This window comes from Streptomyces sp. NPDC048295, assembly GCF_040652135.1.
In the GTDB taxonomy this organism is placed as follows: domain Bacteria; phylum Actinomycetota; class Actinomycetes; order Streptomycetales; family Streptomycetaceae; genus Streptomyces.
This window is the reverse complement of sequence record NZ_JBEZLL010000010.1, coordinates 143,503-158,651: the sequence shown is the minus strand read 5'-3', so window position 1 is coordinate 158,651 and position 15,149 is coordinate 143,503. Positions and strand designations below refer to the sequence as shown.

At 68.2% G+C, this 15,149-nt stretch carries 19 protein-coding genes, 1 tRNA gene and 1 riboswitch; of the genes, 8 read left to right on the top strand and 12 right to left on the bottom strand.

The window, feature by feature from the left end; translation table 11 throughout:
- Positions 1-109: 109 nt before the first annotated feature.
- Positions 110-2,530, top strand: a complete 2,421-nt coding sequence (locus tag AB0D53_RS17470; RefSeq protein ID WP_362446771.1) for a transglycosylase domain-containing protein — start codon at positions 110-112, stop codon at positions 2,528-2,530.
- On the opposite strand, the gene AB0D53_RS17465 is transcribed toward AB0D53_RS17470, so the two are convergent.
- The 3 genes from AB0D53_RS17465 to AB0D53_RS17455 form a co-directional block, all read right to left on the bottom strand.
- The gene (locus tag AB0D53_RS17465; RefSeq protein ID WP_329818232.1) at positions 2,524-2,844 is read right to left on the bottom strand and encodes a multidrug efflux SMR transporter; all 321 of its coding nucleotides are present in this window, start codon (positions 2,842-2,844) and stop codon (positions 2,524-2,526) included. The genes AB0D53_RS17470 and AB0D53_RS17465 overlap by 7 nt on opposite strands.
- 38 nt (positions 2,845-2,882) lie before the next feature.
- Positions 2,883-2,952, bottom strand: a riboswitch (guanidine-III (ykkC-III) riboswitch).
- A 120-nt stretch (positions 2,953-3,072) separates the two neighbouring features.
- A complete protein-coding gene (locus AB0D53_RS17460; RefSeq protein ID WP_030923137.1) occupies positions 3,073-3,411 on the bottom strand; it encodes a co-chaperone GroES in 339 nt (112 codons plus the stop codon).
- Positions 3,412-3,472: 61 nt separating this feature from the next.
- Complete coding sequence (locus AB0D53_RS17455; protein ID WP_329818233.1) at positions 3,473-3,793, bottom strand: DUF3618 domain-containing protein; 321 nt, start codon at positions 3,791-3,793, stop codon at positions 3,473-3,475.
- A 128-nt stretch (positions 3,794-3,921) separates the two neighbouring features.
- Between AB0D53_RS17455 and bcp the strand changes: the two genes are divergently transcribed.
- The 4 genes from bcp (at position 3,922) to AB0D53_RS17435 (ending at position 6,129) form a co-directional block, all read left to right on the top strand.
- Positions 3,922-4,389, top strand: coding sequence for a thioredoxin-dependent thiol peroxidase (gene bcp / locus AB0D53_RS17450; RefSeq protein ID WP_362446766.1), 468 nt, complete (start codon positions 3,922-3,924; stop codon positions 4,387-4,389).
- A 178-nt stretch (positions 4,390-4,567) separates the two neighbouring features.
- Positions 4,568-5,191: an HNH endonuclease gene (locus tag AB0D53_RS17445; protein WP_362446763.1), complete on the top strand. Its 624-nt coding sequence runs from the start codon at positions 4,568-4,570 to the stop codon at positions 5,189-5,191.
- A gap of 248 nt (positions 5,192-5,439) precedes the next feature.
- A complete protein-coding gene (locus AB0D53_RS17440) occupies positions 5,440-6,039 on the top strand; it encodes an HNH endonuclease signature motif containing protein (RefSeq protein WP_362446760.1) in 600 nt (199 codons plus the stop codon).
- Positions 6,040-6,054: 15 nt separating this feature from the next.
- Positions 6,055-6,129: transfer RNA gene (locus tag AB0D53_RS17435), tRNA-Leu, on the top strand.
- Between the two features lie 46 nt (positions 6,130-6,175).
- Here the strand turns inward: AB0D53_RS17435 and rdgB are convergent.
- The 4 genes from rdgB to AB0D53_RS17415 all read right to left on the bottom strand — a co-directional run bounded on the left by rdgB (position 6,176) and on the right by AB0D53_RS17415 (position 8,385).
- The gene (gene rdgB / locus AB0D53_RS17430) at positions 6,176-6,778 is read right to left on the bottom strand and encodes an RdgB/HAM1 family non-canonical purine NTP pyrophosphatase (RefSeq protein WP_362446757.1); all 603 of its coding nucleotides are present in this window, start codon (positions 6,776-6,778) and stop codon (positions 6,176-6,178) included.
- 21 nt (positions 6,779-6,799) lie between these two features.
- Positions 6,800-7,192 carry a hypothetical protein gene (locus AB0D53_RS17425; RefSeq protein WP_362446754.1) on the bottom strand — a complete coding sequence of 131 codons (393 nt, stop codon included), beginning with the start codon at positions 7,190-7,192 and terminating at the stop codon, positions 6,800-6,802.
- 102 nt (positions 7,193-7,294) lie between these two features.
- Positions 7,295-8,032 carry a ribonuclease PH gene (gene rph, locus AB0D53_RS17420; protein WP_362446751.1) on the bottom strand — a complete coding sequence of 246 codons (738 nt, stop codon included), beginning with the start codon at positions 8,030-8,032 and terminating at the stop codon, positions 7,295-7,297.
- A gap of 119 nt (positions 8,033-8,151) precedes the next feature.
- Complete coding sequence (locus AB0D53_RS17415) at positions 8,152-8,385, bottom strand: PTS glucose/sucrose transporter subunit IIB (protein WP_014156020.1); 234 nt, start codon at positions 8,383-8,385, stop codon at positions 8,152-8,154.
- Positions 8,386-8,607: 222 nt separating this feature from the next.
- Here AB0D53_RS17415 and AB0D53_RS17410 point away from each other — a divergent pair, with 222 nt between their 5' ends.
- Together AB0D53_RS17410 and AB0D53_RS17405 are read left to right on the top strand one after the other, a co-directional pair.
- Positions 8,608-9,918, top strand: coding sequence for a PTS transporter subunit EIIC (locus tag AB0D53_RS17410; protein WP_362446748.1), 1,311 nt, complete (start codon positions 8,608-8,610; stop codon positions 9,916-9,918).
- 271 nt (positions 9,919-10,189) lie between these two features.
- Positions 10,190-11,455: a PTS transporter subunit EIIC gene (locus AB0D53_RS17405; protein ID WP_362446745.1), complete on the top strand. Its 1,266-nt coding sequence runs from the start codon at positions 10,190-10,192 to the stop codon at positions 11,453-11,455.
- A gap of 83 nt (positions 11,456-11,538) precedes the next feature.
- Here the strand turns inward: AB0D53_RS17405 and AB0D53_RS17400 are convergent, their stop codons facing one another.
- The gene (locus AB0D53_RS17400) at positions 11,539-12,291 is read right to left on the bottom strand and encodes an MBL fold metallo-hydrolase (protein ID WP_362446742.1); all 753 of its coding nucleotides are present in this window, start codon (positions 12,289-12,291) and stop codon (positions 11,539-11,541) included.
- Positions 12,292-12,469: 178 nt separating this feature from the next.
- On the opposite strand from AB0D53_RS17400, the gene AB0D53_RS17395 reads away from it, so the two are divergent.
- Positions 12,470-12,985: a type II toxin-antitoxin system PemK/MazF family toxin gene (locus AB0D53_RS17395; protein WP_362446739.1), complete on the top strand. Its 516-nt coding sequence runs from the start codon at positions 12,470-12,472 to the stop codon at positions 12,983-12,985.
- 70 nt (positions 12,986-13,055) lie between these two features.
- Here AB0D53_RS17395 and AB0D53_RS17390 read toward each other — a convergent pair whose 3' ends face one another.
- From AB0D53_RS17390 to AB0D53_RS17375, 4 genes are all read right to left on the bottom strand, one after another.
- Positions 13,056-14,006, bottom strand: coding sequence for a cysteine synthase (locus tag AB0D53_RS17390; RefSeq protein WP_362446736.1), 951 nt, complete (start codon positions 14,004-14,006; stop codon positions 13,056-13,058).
- On the bottom strand, positions 14,006-14,284 hold the full coding sequence (locus AB0D53_RS17385; RefSeq protein WP_329818245.1) for a MoaD/ThiS family protein: 279 nt from the start codon (positions 14,282-14,284) through the stop codon (positions 14,006-14,008). The genes AB0D53_RS17390 and AB0D53_RS17385 overlap by 1 nt, the downstream gene beginning before the upstream one ends.
- Before the next feature lie 111 nt (positions 14,285-14,395).
- The gene (locus tag AB0D53_RS17380) at positions 14,396-14,521 is read right to left on the bottom strand and encodes a putative leader peptide (protein WP_362446732.1); all 126 of its coding nucleotides are present in this window, start codon (positions 14,519-14,521) and stop codon (positions 14,396-14,398) included.
- Positions 14,522-14,668: 147 nt separating this feature from the next.
- On the bottom strand, positions 14,669-15,100 hold the full coding sequence (locus AB0D53_RS17375) for a M67 family metallopeptidase (protein ID WP_072484210.1): 432 nt from the start codon (positions 15,098-15,100) through the stop codon (positions 14,669-14,671).
- Positions 15,101-15,149 lie beyond the last annotated feature (49 nt).

Below are 15,149 nucleotides of genomic sequence, written 5' to 3'. Positions count from 1 at the left end.
CAGCCACCGCGACCGCTTTTCAGGGCCGACCACGGGGTCGATCCGGTGCTTATTCCGCAGAAAAGGGCACTATGGGGGAACTGACCGCGGCCGAGGAGTCTGCACGGAAATGAGCGACGAACCACAGCAGCCGGGCGGGGACCACGAACCCCGGGGCTGGGCCCCCAGGGATCAGGCCGCCCACGGCAGCGCCGGTGCGTCCGGCAACCCCGGCAACCCCGGCCATCCGGGCAATCCCGACGACGGAAGCGGGGGCAGCACGACGAAGAAACCCAAGCGCCCCAGACGCACCGGATGGCGCCGCGCCCTCCCCACCTGGCGGATGGTCCTCGGCGCCGCCCTCTTCATCGCCGTACTCCTGATCGGCGGCTTCATCGCCGGATACCAACTCGTCCACATCCCGGCCGCCAACACCAGCGCCACCGCACAGTCCAACGTCTACCTCTACAAGGACGGCAGCGTCCTCGCCCGCTCCGGCGAGATCAACCGGGAGAACGTCAGACTGGCCCAGGTACCGCTCACCGTCCAGCACGCCGTCCTCGCCGCAGAGGACCGCGACTTCTACTCCGAACGGGCCATCGACGTCAAAGCCATGACCCGCGCCACCTTCAACACCCTCACCGGCAAGGGCAGACAAGGCGGCTCGACGATCACCCAGCAGTACGTCAAGAACTACTACCTCGGCCAGGAACAGACCGTCGTCCGCAAGATCAAGGAATTCTTCATCGCGGTCAAACTCAACCGCGAGGAAACCAAGAACCAGATCTTCGAGGGCTACCTCAACACCAGCTACTTCGGCCGCAACGCCTACGGCATCCAGGCCGCCGCCCAGGCCTACTACTCCAAGGACATCGGCGACATCACCACCGCCGAAGGCGCCTACCTCGCCTCCCTGCTCAACGCCCCCAGCGCGTACGACGTCGTCGTCCACCCCGAGAACAAGGCCGCGGTCCTCGGACGCTGGAACTACGTACTCGACGGCATGGTCAAGGAGAAATGGCTCCGCGCGGACGAACGCGCCGCGATGAAATTCCCCCTGCCCGGCAAGGTCAAGCCGTCCACCGGCCTCTCCGGACAACGCGGCTACATCGTCCAGGCCGTCGAGGACTACCTCACCGGCAACGACGTCATCGACGAGAACACCCTCGCCACCGGCGGCTACCGGATCACCACCACCCTGGAGAAGAAGAAGCAGGACGCACTCGTCAAGGCCGTCGACGACAACGTCATGTCCCAGACCAGCCCCGACCGCCCGGCCGACCGCAACGTCCGCGTCGGCGGCGCCTCCATCGACCCCGCCACCGGCCGCGTCGTCGCCATGTACGGCGGCATCGACTACACCAAGCAGTACGTGAACAACGCGACCCGGCGCGACTACCAGGTCGGCTCCACCTTCAAACCCTTCGTCTTCACCTCCGCCGTCGCCAACGGCTCCACCACCCAGGACGGCCGGCGCATCACCCCCAACACCCTCTACGACGGCACCAACAAACGCATGGTCCAAGGCCCCCACGGACCCACCGGATACGCCCCCGCCAACGAGGACGACATCGACTACGGACCCATCACCGTCTCCACCGCCACCGACAAATCCGTCAACGCCGTCTACGCCCAAATGGCCGAGGACGTCGGCCCGGACAACGTCAAACAGACCGCCATCGGCCTCGGCCTCCCGAAGAACACCCCCGACCTCACCGCCACCCCGTCCATCGCACTCGGTGTCTCCACCGCCAGCGTCCTGGACATGACCGAGGCGTACGCCACCCTCGCCAACCACGGACGGCACAACGCGTACACCCTCGTCGAACGAATCAGCAAGAACGGCGAAGACCTCACACTCCCCGACACCGGCCACGCCGAACAGGCGGTCGACCGCCCGGCCGCCGACACCACGACCTCGATCCTCCAGAGCGTCGTCGAGGGCGGCACCGGCACCGCCGCCCAGAGCGCCGGACGCCCCGCCGCAGGCAAGACCGGCACCGCCGAGGAGGACAGAGCCGCCTGGTTCGCCGGCTACACCCCCGACCTCACCACCGTCATCGCCGTCATGGGCCAGGACCCCCGGACCGGCGTACAGAAACCGCTCTACGGAGCACTCGGACTGGCCCGCATCAACGGCGGCGGCGCACCCGCCCAGACCTGGGCCCAGTACACCGAGGCCGCCCTGCGTGGCACCACGGCCACCGACTTCGACCTCGAACTCGAACGCGGCGCCGAAGAACCCGCCCCGCCCACCGCCGAGGAAACCCGCCAGAACACCGGAACACCCTCCGAAACCACCACCGGCACCCCGCCCAACCGCCCCGGAACCACCCCGCCCCACAAGCCCTCACCCCCCGGCCCCAGCGGACCCGCCACCGGCGGCACCGACACCAACACCCCGGCCGAAGGCCCCACCGGCAACGCCGGCACACACAACACCGGCAGCGGCAGCGAAAACACCGGCGGCGACAACGGCGAAGGGGGCGCCCCAGGAGAAACCAGCGGAACCCTCCCCGCACCTCAGGGCACCCCCGCCCCGCGTCAGTGACCCGAGGTCGCCTTCAGCCCCACAACGGCCACCAGCAGCAGACAGACGAAGAAGATCCGGGCGGCGGTCACCGGCTCGTTCAGCACCACCATCCCCAATATCGCCGCACCCGCAGCACCGATCCCGACCCACACCCCGTACGCCGTACCGATCGGCAGCGTCCTGGCCGCATGCGACAACATCACCATGCTCGCCACGATCCCGAGACCCGTGAACACACTCGGCCACAACCGGGTGAACCCCTCGGTGTACTTCATCCCGATCGACCAGGCCACTTCCAGCAGACCGGCGACAACAAGCAGAACCCACGCCATGACGGCACCTCCGACGAGACAGAACACGCGGACAACACGGTGCGTCGTCTTGTCGAAGCCCGGTACGGCGCGTCTCGTCGGGTGCCCCCACCGTAGCAAAGAACATGCAAAAGGCCTGGTGACACCGGTCACCAGGCCAAGCACCCGCACCCACGGGCCACGCCAGCGGCAGGAGCCGCGGAACAAACACGACCTGCGGAGAAGCAGGACCCGCGGATGAAACAGGACCTACAGATACAACCCGGTCGAATCCACCGAACCCTCGAACCGGTCCGCCGCCACCGCATGCAGATCCCGCTCACGCATCAGCACATACGCCACACCACGCACCTCGACCTCCGCACGATCCTCGGGGTCGTACAGCACCCGGTCACCCGGCTCCACCGTCCGCACGTTCTGGCCGACCGCCACCACCACGGCCCAGGCCAGCCGCCGGCCGACCGCAGCCGTCGCCGGAATCAGAATGCCGCCACCGGAACGCCGCTCACCCTCAGGCGTATCGGACCGGACCAGCACACGGTCGTGCAGCATGCGAATGGGCAGCTTGTCGTCGGTGTTCTCGCTCACGCCCCGCAACCTACCTGCCCGCCGCGCCCGCACGCCCCTCCGGGGTGCACAGGCCGCGACATCAGCCCTTCCGGCGCCGCTTCGACGCCACTACCAGACCCACGACACCCACCGCGAGCAGCGCCGCCGGAATCACCCGCTCCAGCCGCGGGGCCCCGTCCTCGGACACGAACTGTGCCTTCACATCCGACACGGCCCGGTTCACCGCGACGAAAGCCCGCCCGGCCGTCCGGTCCACGGCCTCGACAGCCTTGGCCTTCACATCACCCATGATCGTATCCGGGTGCACCCGCACCCCGATCTCATCGAGCACCACCGCAAGCTGCTCACGCCTGCTGATGATGTCCGCCTCGATCTGCGCAGGGGTCCTGGCATCCGACACTGCGCCGCCTCCGTGGTCCTCGTCCGGTAAACCTTCATCGACAGTCTGTCAGCTCGACCGCCCGCGCACCCGGCGGCACCCCTATTACCCTCGATCCCGTACACCCCACGTGCCACCCGAGGAGAACCATGAGCGAGCGACTCCAGCCCGGCGACACCGCCCCCGCCTTCACCCTGCCCGACGCCGACGGCAACGAGATCTCGCTCGCCGACCACAAGGGCCGCAAGGTCATCGTCTACTTCTACCCGGCCGCCCTCACCCCCGGCTGCACCAAGCAGGCCTGCGACTTCACCGACAACCTGGAGCTGCTCACCGGTGCCGGATACGACGTGATCGGCGTCTCCCCCGACAAGCCCGAGAAGCTCGCCAAGTTCCGCGAGAAGGAGAACCTCCAGGTCACGCTGGTCGGCGACCCGTCCAAGGAGACCCTTGAGGCGTACGGCGCCTTCGGCGAGAAGAAGCTCTACGGCAAAACGGTGACGGGTGTCATCCGCTCCACGATCGTCGTGGACGAGGAGGGCAAGGTCGAACGCGCCCTCTACAACGTCAAGGCCACCGGCCACGTCGCCAAGATCATCAAGGACCTCGGCATCTGAGCCGACCACACTGCCGGACCCCCTGGCCCCGGCCCCCGGAATGGCCTACGCCGCTTCAGCCTCGACCGAAGCGGCGCACGCCATTCCACATCTTGTCGGATATCGGACGTGACCCTCCGATAAACGGCTCGTTGCTCCGTACGAGGCTGCGAACACGTGGCCGGATGCGGAGGGGAACATGGCGGCTCGATACACCCGCGAGCTACTCGAAGAGGCGGCGCGGGAAACCACGAACGCGAACGATGCGGTCCGCTGGTGCGGGGGAACGCCGACGCCGGGGAGCCGGAGCTATCTGCGCCGGAAGATGGCGCAGGCAGGCATCGACACATCTCATTTCACGACGGGGCGGATCCGCCACCACGAAGCGCGACTGCGCGAGGTGGTCTCCGAGTCCGTCAGCATGAAGGATGTACTCCGGCGCCTCGGCATCAGCCCGGTTGGAGGCAACCACACTCTCATCAGCCGTCGAATCGCAGCGCTGGGCATCGACACATCACACTTCTCCGCGTCCCCGCGCCGCTCAAGAAGCCCGCGTGGCGAACTGCTCACCCTTAAGTCGCCACTGGCCGGAAGGACTTCCGGCGACCGGCTCCGCCGGGAACTCATCCGCATCGGGGTACCGGAACGCTGCACACTGTGCGGTACGGGCACCGAATGGAACAACAAGCCGCTCCGGCACGAAGTGGACCACATCAACGGCGAGTGGTGGGACAACCGTCCGGGCAACCTGAGATTACTGTGCCCCAACTGCCATGCAGTTACGGACACCTACCGCGGACGCAAGCGACGGGCGATGTCTTGAACAGTCCGCGGTACACACCCGAGTTGCTTGCCCGGACGGCAGCTGCGGCGACAAGCCTTGTCGATCTCATGCGTCGCCTCGACGCCCCCCTTGCCAGCGGGCCTCGTCGATACCTCCGCATCAGGCTGACCCACTACGGCATCGACACGACGCACTTCGCAGACGAGCCGCTACCTCGTCAGCCTGCCCGTTCGTACACCAGAGAGCGCCTGCAGGAGGCAGCGGCCCACTCATACAGCGTCCGCGAGATGCTTGAGTTCATGGGCATCGTGCCGTACGACAGCCTCTACGCCCACATCAGTCGAAGGCTTGAGAAGTTCGGCATCGACACCGCGCATTTCACCGGCTCCGGCCGCCGGGGCGACCAGCGGCACTTCTCTCGGGAAGAAATCACTCGGGCCGTCGCGGAATCGCGCAGCATGGCTGGCGTGATGCGCGCACTCGGGAAGCATCCCTTGAATGGCGCAGGGAGAGCAAAAGCCAAGCGAAGCATTGCCCTGTACGAGCTGTCGACAGCCCATTTCGTGGGGCAAGGCCACAACGCTGGCTGCCCGCCATCCACCCGCCGTGCAGCGCAGGACATCCTGCAACGGCTCCCTGCCGGGGCACCGCGAACCAAGACAGCCCTGCTACGACGAGCACTCGACGAGACCGGGGCACCGCGAACCTGCGGTGAATGTGGCCTGAGGGAAGTGTGGCAGGGCAAGCGCCTAGTCCTGGAGATCGATCACATCAACGGCGACCGGCTCGACAACCGCCTGGAAAACCTGCGCTACCTGTGCCCGTCCTGCCACAGCCAAAGCGCAAATTTCTCCAACCGTTCCCACCAGCTCCGCGCAGCACGGTAGCCTTGGCTTCGTTCTGCGCCCGTACGCCAACTGGTGAGCGGCGATCTTTAGGTGGTCGTGTTTGTGTCGGTTCGAATCCGACCGGGCGCACCGGGAAAGAGATGCCTGGCCCCTCGGGGACCAGGCATCTCTCGTTTCACCCCACCAACTCCCGCACCACCGGCACCAGCGCCCGGAACGCCTTGCCCCGGTGGCTGATCGCGTTCTTCTCCGCCGGGGTCAGCTCCGCGCAGGTGCGGGTCTCGCCCTCGGGCTGGAGGATCGGGTCGTAGCCGAAGCCGTGGGTGCCGGACGGGGTGTGGCGCAGGGTGCCCGTGAGGCGGCCCTCGACCACGCGTTCCGTGCCGTCGGGGAGGGCGAGGGCGGCGGCGCAGGCGAAGTGGGCGCCGCGGTGGGGTGCGTCGATGTCGGAGAGCTGGGCCAGGAGGAGGTCCAGGTTGGCCTTGTCGTCGCCGTGGGTGCCGGCCCAGCGGGCGGAGAAGATGCCGGGGGCGCCGCCGAGGACGTCGACGCAGAGGCCGGAGTCGTCGGCGACGGCGGGGAGGCCGGTGGCCTTGGCGAGGGCGTGGGCCTTGAGCAGGGCGTTCTCGGCGAAGGTGACGCCGGTTTCCTTGACGTCGGGGATGTGCGGGTACGCGTCCGCGCCGACGAGCTCATGGGTGAGGCCGGCGTCGGCGAGGATCGCGTGGAGTTCGGTGATCTTCCCGGCGTTGCGGGTGGCGAGGATGAGGCGGGTCATGTCACCCAGTATCGGGGGTGGTCAGGGGGTGCAGACCTTGCCGATCTCCGCGGCGGCGTCGGTGACCGGGGTGATGTCGGGGGTGGCGTCGCCCTTGTCGATGGAGTCGCGGACGTTGCCGACGCCGGCCTGGAGGTCGTCGACGGCTTTGCCGAGGTCGGCGTTGTCGGTCTTGTCGCCGAGTTCGCCGAGTGACTTCTGGATGTCGTCGAGGGCTTCGGAGGCCTGGGTGGGGTCGTTGGTGGCGTTGGAGACGGCCTGTTGGAGGTTGTCGACGCTGGTGGCGATGGCGTCGGCGGTGCGGACGCAGTCGAGTGCCTTGTCGACGGCGCCGCAGCCGGTCGCGGCGGTGAGGGCGAGGGCGGTCAGGGTCAGCGCGACGGTGGTGCGGCGGTGGCGGGTGGCCTTGGCCATGGTGCGGTTCCTCCCCGGGTGCGGATACGCGGACGGGCGCACGGTTCGACCCGTGCGCCCGTGTTCGTAACGACGCGTTGTGGTGCGTTCTTGGTTGCTTCTTTACTCGCCCAGGGTGTGGGCGAGGGCCTCGTGCTGGATGGCGGTGAGGTCCGTGCAGCCGGCCGTGGCGAGGTCGAGGAGGGCGCCGAGTTCCTTGCGGTCGAAGGGGGTGGCCTCGGCGGTGCCCTGGACTTCGACGAAGCGGCCGTCGCCGGTGCAGACGACGTTCATGTCGGTTTCGGCGCGGACGTCCTCCTCGTAGCAGAGGTCGAGGAGGGGGGTGCCGTCGACGATGCCGACGCTGATCGCGGAGACGGTGTCGGTCAGCGGTTTGCGGCCGTGCTTGACGATCTTCTTGTGCTGGGCCCAGGTGACGGCGTCGGCGAGGGCGACGTAGGCGCCGGTGATGGCGGCGGTGCGGGTGCCGCCGTCGGCCTGGAGGACGTCGCAGTCGAGGACGATGGTGTTCTCGCCGAGGGCCTTGTAGTCGATGACGGCGCGCAGGGAGCGGCCGATGAGGCGGCTGATCTCGTGGGTGCGGCCGCCGATCTTGCCGCGTACGGATTCGCGGTCGCCGCGGGTGTTGGTGGAGCGGGGGAGCATGGAGTATTCGGCGGTGACCCAGCCTTCGCCGCTGCCCTTGCGCCAGCGCGGGACGCCTTCGGTGACGGAGGCGGTGCAGAAGACCTTGGTGTCGCCGAAGGAGATGAGTACGGAGCCTTCGGCGTGCTTGCTCCATCCGCGTTCGATGGTGACGGGGCGGAGCTGTTCGGGGGTGCGGCCGTCGATACGAGACATGGCGTCGACCCTATCGGGTACCGGGGTGGCGTCCGTTCGGGTGCGGCACAGGCCCCGTCCGGTCGGGCGGGGCCTGTGCGGTGCCGGGCGGTCGGCTCAGCGGGGGGTTCGGTGGCCGGTCACATCATGTCTTCGATGTCGGCGGCGATGGGGTCGGCGTCGGTGCCGATGACGACCTGGATCGCGGTGCCCATCTTCACGACGCCGTGGGCTCCGGCGGCCTTGAGTGCGGCTTCGTCGACCTTGCTCGGGTCGTGGACCTCGGTGCGGAGGCGGGTGATGCAGCCTTCGATCTCGTCGATGTTCTCGATACCGCCGAGCCCGGCGACGATCTTCTCAGCCTTGCTGGCCATGGCCTTCTCCCTGGTTGTTCACATGCGTGCGACGGCCCACCCTGGGTCCGTTTCGTCACCGTAACGCACGTTTGGCCCAGCTTCGCGAGCGGGTGGCCGGGTGGTCCTCAATGATGACGATCACCGGTGCCCCTGTCTTCCAGGCGGGTTACGCACCGTACCTCAATTGGTCTACACCAGTCTGCAACGACCGCCGAACGTGCTTGTTCCGGGAGGATGCCGATGAGCTCAAGCAGTGCCGCAGTGCCGCAGAAGACGTGGTGGAACGGCTTCTTCCAGGGCCTCCAGAAGATGGGCCGCAGCCTCCAGCTCCCGATCGCCGTACTGCCGGCGGCCGGCATTCTCAACCGGTTGGGCCAGCCGGACGTATTCGGCGACGAGGGTCTGGGCTGGAACAACATCGCCAAGGTTTTCGCGGCCGCGGGCGGTGCGCTGCTCGACTCGGGGCTCGGTCTTCCCCTGTTGTTCTGCGTCGGTGTCGCGATCGGCATGGCGAAGAAGTCGGACGGCTCGACCGCGCTCGCCGCGGTGGCGGGATTCCTCGTCTACTACGCGGTGCTGCACGCCTTCCCGGTGGACTGCGCTCCGGGGTCGACGTTCACCTCGGGCGGCACCTGGTTCGGCACCTGTGTGACCGGCGACGCCAAGGTCACGGCTGCCGAGTACCAGAATCCCGGGGTGTTCGGCGGCATCGTGATGGGTCTGCTGTCCGCCTGGTTCTGGCAGCGGTATCACCGGGTCAAGCTGGTGGACTGGCTCGGGTTCTTCAACGGCCGCCGGCTCGTGCCGATCATCATGGCGTTCGTCGGTCTGCTCTTCGCCGGGCTGTGTGCCTGGCTGTGGCAGCCGATCGGTGACGGCCTGACCAGCTTCTCCAAGTGGCTGGTGGACCTGGACTGGGTGGGCTCCGGCATCTTCGGTGTCGCCAACCGCGCGCTGCTGGTCATCGGCCTCCACCAGTTCCTGAACACGTTCGTCTGGTTCCAGTTCGGCGACTTCACCAAGCCGGACGGCACGGTCGTGCACGGTGACATCAACCGGTTCCTGGCGGGCGACCCGACGGCCGGCCAGTTCACCTCGGGCTTCTTCCCGATCATGATGTTCGCCCTGCCCGCGGCGGCCCTGGCGATCTACCACTGTGCCAAGCCGCATCGCCGCAAAGCGGTCGGCGGCATGATGCTCTCGGTCGGCCTGACGTCGTTCGTGACGGGCATCACCGAGCCGATCGAGTACTCGTTCCTCTTCGTCGCGCCGCTGCTGTACGGGATCCACGCGGTGCTCACCGGTGTCTCGATGGCGGTGACATGGGCGCTCGGGGTCAAGGACGGCTTCAGTTTCTCGGCGGGGCTGATCGACTACGTCATCAACTGGAGCCTGGCGACCAAACCCTGGCTGATCATCCCGATCGGGCTGGTCTTCGCTGCCGTGTACTACGTGATCTTCCGGTTCGCGATCACCAGATTCAACCTCCAGACGCCTGGGCGTGAGCCCGAAGAGCTGGAGGAGGAGATCGAGAGGAACCTCACGAAATAGCAGGTCGGGCGGGCCTTTGGGCCCGCCCGGAGCACATCTTCGAAGGCCCTTGGACCCTTGCGGTCCGGGGGCCTTCGACATGTCACCGAGCGTGGGTGATAGCTCATGCGAAGTAGTCGGGATTTGCAGGTTCCTTATCCCGTACTCACCGTGCTACAACTGGTCTACACCACTGAGTGGTCCAGACCACGTGGCGCTCTGCCGCGTTTCTCGAGTCGTCGCCTTCCCCCCTCAACGTCCTGGGCGGCGCCTTGTCCAATGGAGGAAGTTGATGTCCACGGCAGACACCGCACCCGCGGTCACCAAGAAGAAGGGCGCCGGCGTGATGTCGGTCATGCAGCGCATCGGCCGCAGCCTCATGCTGCCGGTCGCGGTGCTGCCGGCGGCCGCCCTCCTGGTGCGTCTCGGCAACGACGACATGCTCGGCAGGGACTCGTTCCCGGACTTCGTCACCAAGATCGCGAGCTTCATGGCCGCGGGCGGCAACGCGATCCTCGACAACATGGCGCTGCTCTTCGCCGTCGGCATCGCGATCGGCTTCGCCAAGAAGTCGGACGGTTCGACCGCGCTCGCGGCCGTCACCGGCTACCTGGTCTTCCAGAAGGTGCTCGCCACCTTCACCGACAGCAACCTTCCCCAGGTCGCCACGGTGGTCGACGGCAAGATCGTCATGACGGACGCCCCCGTGGACGCCAAGGTCCTCGGCGGCGTGGTGATGGGCATCGTCGTCGCACTGCTCTACCAGAAGTTCTACCGGACGAAGCTGCCCGCCTGGGCCGGCTTCTTCGGCGGCCGCCGCCTGGTCCCGATCCTCTCCGCCTTCGCGGGTCTGGTCATCGGCATCGTCTTCGGTTACATCTGGCCGGTGCTCGGCACCGGGCTGCACAACTTCGGCGAGTGGCTGGTCGGCTCCGGCGCGGTCGGCGCGGGCATCTTCGGTGTCGCCAACCGTGCGCTGATCCCCGTCGGCATGCACCACCTGCTGAACTCGTTCCCGTGGTTCCAGGCCGGTGAGTACCACGGCAAGAGCGGCGACATCAACCGCTTCCTGGCCGGTGACCCGACGGCCGGACAGTTCATGACCGGCTTCTTCCCGATCATGATGTTCGCCCTCCCGGCCGCGTGCCTCGCGATCGTGCACTGCGCCCGTCCGGAGCGCCGCAAGGTCGTCGGCGGCATGATGTTCTCGCTCGCGCTGACCGCCTTCGTGACCGGTGTCACCGAGCCCATCGAGTTCACGTTCATGTTCATCGCCCCGGTGCTGTACGCGATCCACGCGGTGCTCACCGGTGTCTCCATGGCTCTCACCTGGGGGCTCGGCATGAAGGACGGCTTCGGCTTCTCCGCGGGTGCCGTCGACTTCTTCCTGAACCTCGGCATCGCGAGCAAGCCGTGGATGCTGGTGCTGGTCGGCCTCTGTTTCGCGGTGGTCTACTACGTGGTCTTCCGCTTCGCGATCACCAGGTTCAACCTGCCCACTCCGGGCCGTGAGTCCGACGAGGAGCTCGCCGAGCTCCTCAAGGCCGAGGCGAAGTAGACCTCGCCCGACGCACGGCGAAGCCCTCACCTCCCATGGCGGGAGGTGAGGGCTTCGTCGTGTCCGCCGCGCGGCAGCGGGTCCTAGACCTCGTACACCGCCCCCGGCGCCGCGACCTCCGCCGGTCCGTCGAAGACCACGCGGGCGTCGGCCAGGTTGCGGTCGGCGTCGGTCCACGGCGGGATGTGGGTGAGGACGAGGCGGCCCACGCCGGCGCGGGCCGCGACCTCACCCGCCTCGCGGCCGTTGAGGTGGAGGTCCGGGATGTCCTCCTTGCCGTGGACGAACGATGCTTCGCAGAGGAACAGGTCGACGCCCTCGGCGAGTTCGTCCAGGGCCTCGCAGATCCCCGTGTCGCCGGAGTACGCCAGCGAGCGGCCGCCGTGCTCGATCCGGATCCCGAAGGTGTCGACGGGGTGGCAGAGCTTCTCCGTACGGACCGAGAAGGGGCCGATCTCGAACGATCCCGGCTTCAGCGTGTGGAAGTCGAAGACCTCGCTCATCGCGTGCTCGGACGGGGTGTCGGCGTGGGCGGTGGTCAGCCGCTGCTCGGTGCCCTCGGGTCCGTAGACCGGGATGGCGGCGGGGCGCCCTCCGTCGTGCCGGTAGTAGCGGACGACGAAGTACGCGCACATGTCGATGCAGTGATCGGCATGGAGGTGACTGAGGAAGATGGCGTCGAGGTCGTAGAGACCGACATGGCGCTGCAGCTCGCCGAGGGCGCCGTTGCCCATGTCGAGGAGCAGCCTGAAGCCGTCGGCCTCTACGAGGTAGCTCGAACATGCTGATCCCGCGGACGGGAACGAGCCGGAGCAGCCGACGACGGTGAGCTTCATGGAGCGTGAACCTCCGAGACGTGGGAACGGGGAGGGTTCGTGCGGTCTGTTGAGCGGTTTGTCGAGCGTAAGGCGCGGAACAGCCGGTCGCTCCTCCGTGGCCGTCCGTTGTGGGGGAACTCACCTGCTCTGTCACCGGTTCGATGGAAGCGGTGGGGGACGCCGGTACGGTCGGAGCATGGACATGTCGTGGTGGTGGATCGCGCTCGCTCTTGTCGTGCTGCTCGCGCTCGTCGCGGCGGTCGCCGACGGGCGGGGGCGGGGTGGGCGGGGGCCGCGTGGACGTTCCCGTGGGCCGGTGGGGTCGGCGGGGTCGCGTTCCGGTGGGCGTCCGGGCGGGCGGACCCGGCCGCCGGCGGGGCCCGGGCGCGGTGCGGGGCCGGAGCGCGGGCCGCGGCCGGGTGAGATCTGGTGGGCCGAGGTGCCGTACGAGGACGGGCCGGGTGCGAAGGACCGGCCGTGTCTGGTGCTGTCGGTACGGGGTGGCTCGGCGCTCGTCGCGAAGATCACCAGCAAGCGTCACGAGGGCAGGCCCGGGGTGATCGCGCTGCCCGCCGGGACGGTGGGGGATGCGCAGGGCCGGGCGAGTTTCCTGGAGACGGACGAGCTGCGGGAGGTGGCCGTGCGGGGGTTCCGGCGGCGGGTGGGGGCCGTGGACGCGGAGGTGTGGGAGCGGGTGCGGGGGCTGGGGTGAGTGCGGTGGGGTGCGCCCTGTGCCGGGCGCACCCCTGCCGGGTTCTCGGTGATGGTCCGCCGGGCGGGCCTTATGCCCAGAGCTGGCCGTGCAGCGTCTCGATGGCCGCTTCCGTGGTCGGGGCGGTGTAGACGCCTGTCGAGAGGTACTTCCAGCCGCCGTCCGCTACGACGAAGACGATGTCGGCGCTCTCCCCTGCTTTGACGGCCTTCTTCCCGACTCCGATCGCCGCGTGGAGTGCGGCGCCGGTGGAGACGCCCGCGAAGATGCCCTCCTGCTGGAGGAGTTCGCGGGTGCGGGTGACGGCGTCCGCCGAGCCGACGGAGAAGCGGGTGGTGAGGACGGAGGCGTCGTAGAGCTCGGGGACGAAGCCCTCGTCGAGGTTGCGGAGCCCGTAGACCAGGTCGTCGTAGCGCGGCTCGGCGGCGACGATCTTGACGTCCGGCTTGTGTTCGCGCAGGTAGCGGCCGACGCCCATGAGGGTGCCGGTGGTGCCGAGGCCGGCCACGAAGTGGGTGACGGACGGGAGGTCGGTGAGGATCTCGGGGCCGGTGGTGGCGTAGTGGGCGCCTGCGTTGTCCGGGTTTCCGTACTGGTAGAGCATGACCCAGTCGGGGTGTTCGGCGGCCAGTTCCTTGGCGACGCGGACGGCTGTGTTGGAGCCGCCGGCCGCCGGGGAGGGGATGATCTCGGCGCCCCACATGGTGAGCAGGTCGCGGCGTTCCTGGGAGGTGTTCTCGGGCATGACGCACACGATGCGGTAGCCCTTGAGCTTGGCCGCCATGGCGAGCGAGATGCCGGTGTTGCCGCTGGTGGGTTCCAGGATGGTGCAGCCGGGGGTCAACCGGCCGTCCTTCTCCGCCTGTTCGACCATGTGGAGCGCGGGGCGGTCCTTGATCGAGCCGGTGGGGTTGCGGTCCTCCAGTTTGGCCCAGATGCGGACCTCGTTCGAGGGTGACAGCCGCGGCAGGCGGACGAGCGGGGTGTTGCCCACCGCGGCGAGCGGGCTGTCGTACCGCATCAGTTCATGCCGCCGGCGACGGCCGGGAGGATGGTGACGTTGTCGCCGTCGCTGAGCTTGGTGGAGATGCCGTCGAGGAAGCGGACGTCCTCGTCGTTGAGGTAGACGTTCACGAAGCGGCGGAGTTCGTCGCCGTCGACGATGCGCTCGCGGATGCCGTTGTGGCGGCTTTCCAGGTCCGTGAAGAGGTCGGCGAGGGTCGCTCCGTTGCCTTCGACGGCCTTGGCGCCGTCGGTGTAGGTGCGGAGGATGGTCGGGATGCGGACCTCGATGGCCATGGCGTGGGCTCCTGTCGGAAGCGGGGAGGTGGCGTGGGGCGCGCGGCTCTGGCCCCGCGCGGGGGTGGTGTGTGTGTGGTGCTGTGTGCGGCCTCGGGTCGCGGGCCCGGCTCAGGCCTTGCGGCCGGCGGGCGTGCGGCAGGTACAGATCGCGCTGGAGAGCCTGCACAGGTCGACGTGCAGGCGCGCGACGAGCAGCGTGCCCGGCGTCTTGTCGCTCACGTCATGGGGAACCATGCGCTCATCGTATCGATTCCCGGTCCGTAATCCCGAGTGTGATCTCACCTGGTGGATGCCCGGTGTTCGGCAGGTGGACGGGGCCGTGGTGAGTGCGGTCCCGTCCGGCCGGTGGGCGGTCTGCCGGGGTGCGGTGGTAGGGCGCGGTCAGGCGGGTTCGTACGCCTCGACGACCTCGACGTCCTCCTCGGTGATCTCGCCGTCCACGATGCGGTACGAGCGGAACTGGAAGGGGCCCGCGTCGTCGGTGTCCGCCGTGGAGACGAGGACGTAGTGGGCGCCGGGCTCGTTGGCGTAGGTGACGTCGGTGCGGGAGGGGTAGGCCTCGGTGGCTGTGTGGGAGTGGTAGATGATCACCGGCTCCTCGTCGCGGTCGTCCATCTCGCGGTAGAGCTTGAGGAGGTCGGCGGAGTCGAACTCGTAGAAGGTGGGTGAGCGGGCGGCGTTGAGCATCGGGATGAACCGTTCGGCGCGGCCGGTCCCGGCCGGTCCCGCGACCACGCCGCACGCCTCGTCGGGGTGGTCGGCGCGGGAGTGCGCGACGATCTGGTCGTGGAGCGCCTGGGTGATGGTCAGCATTTCGCCAGGATAGGCATGCGGGCCCTCGTGTACCGAAGTGTGGTACACG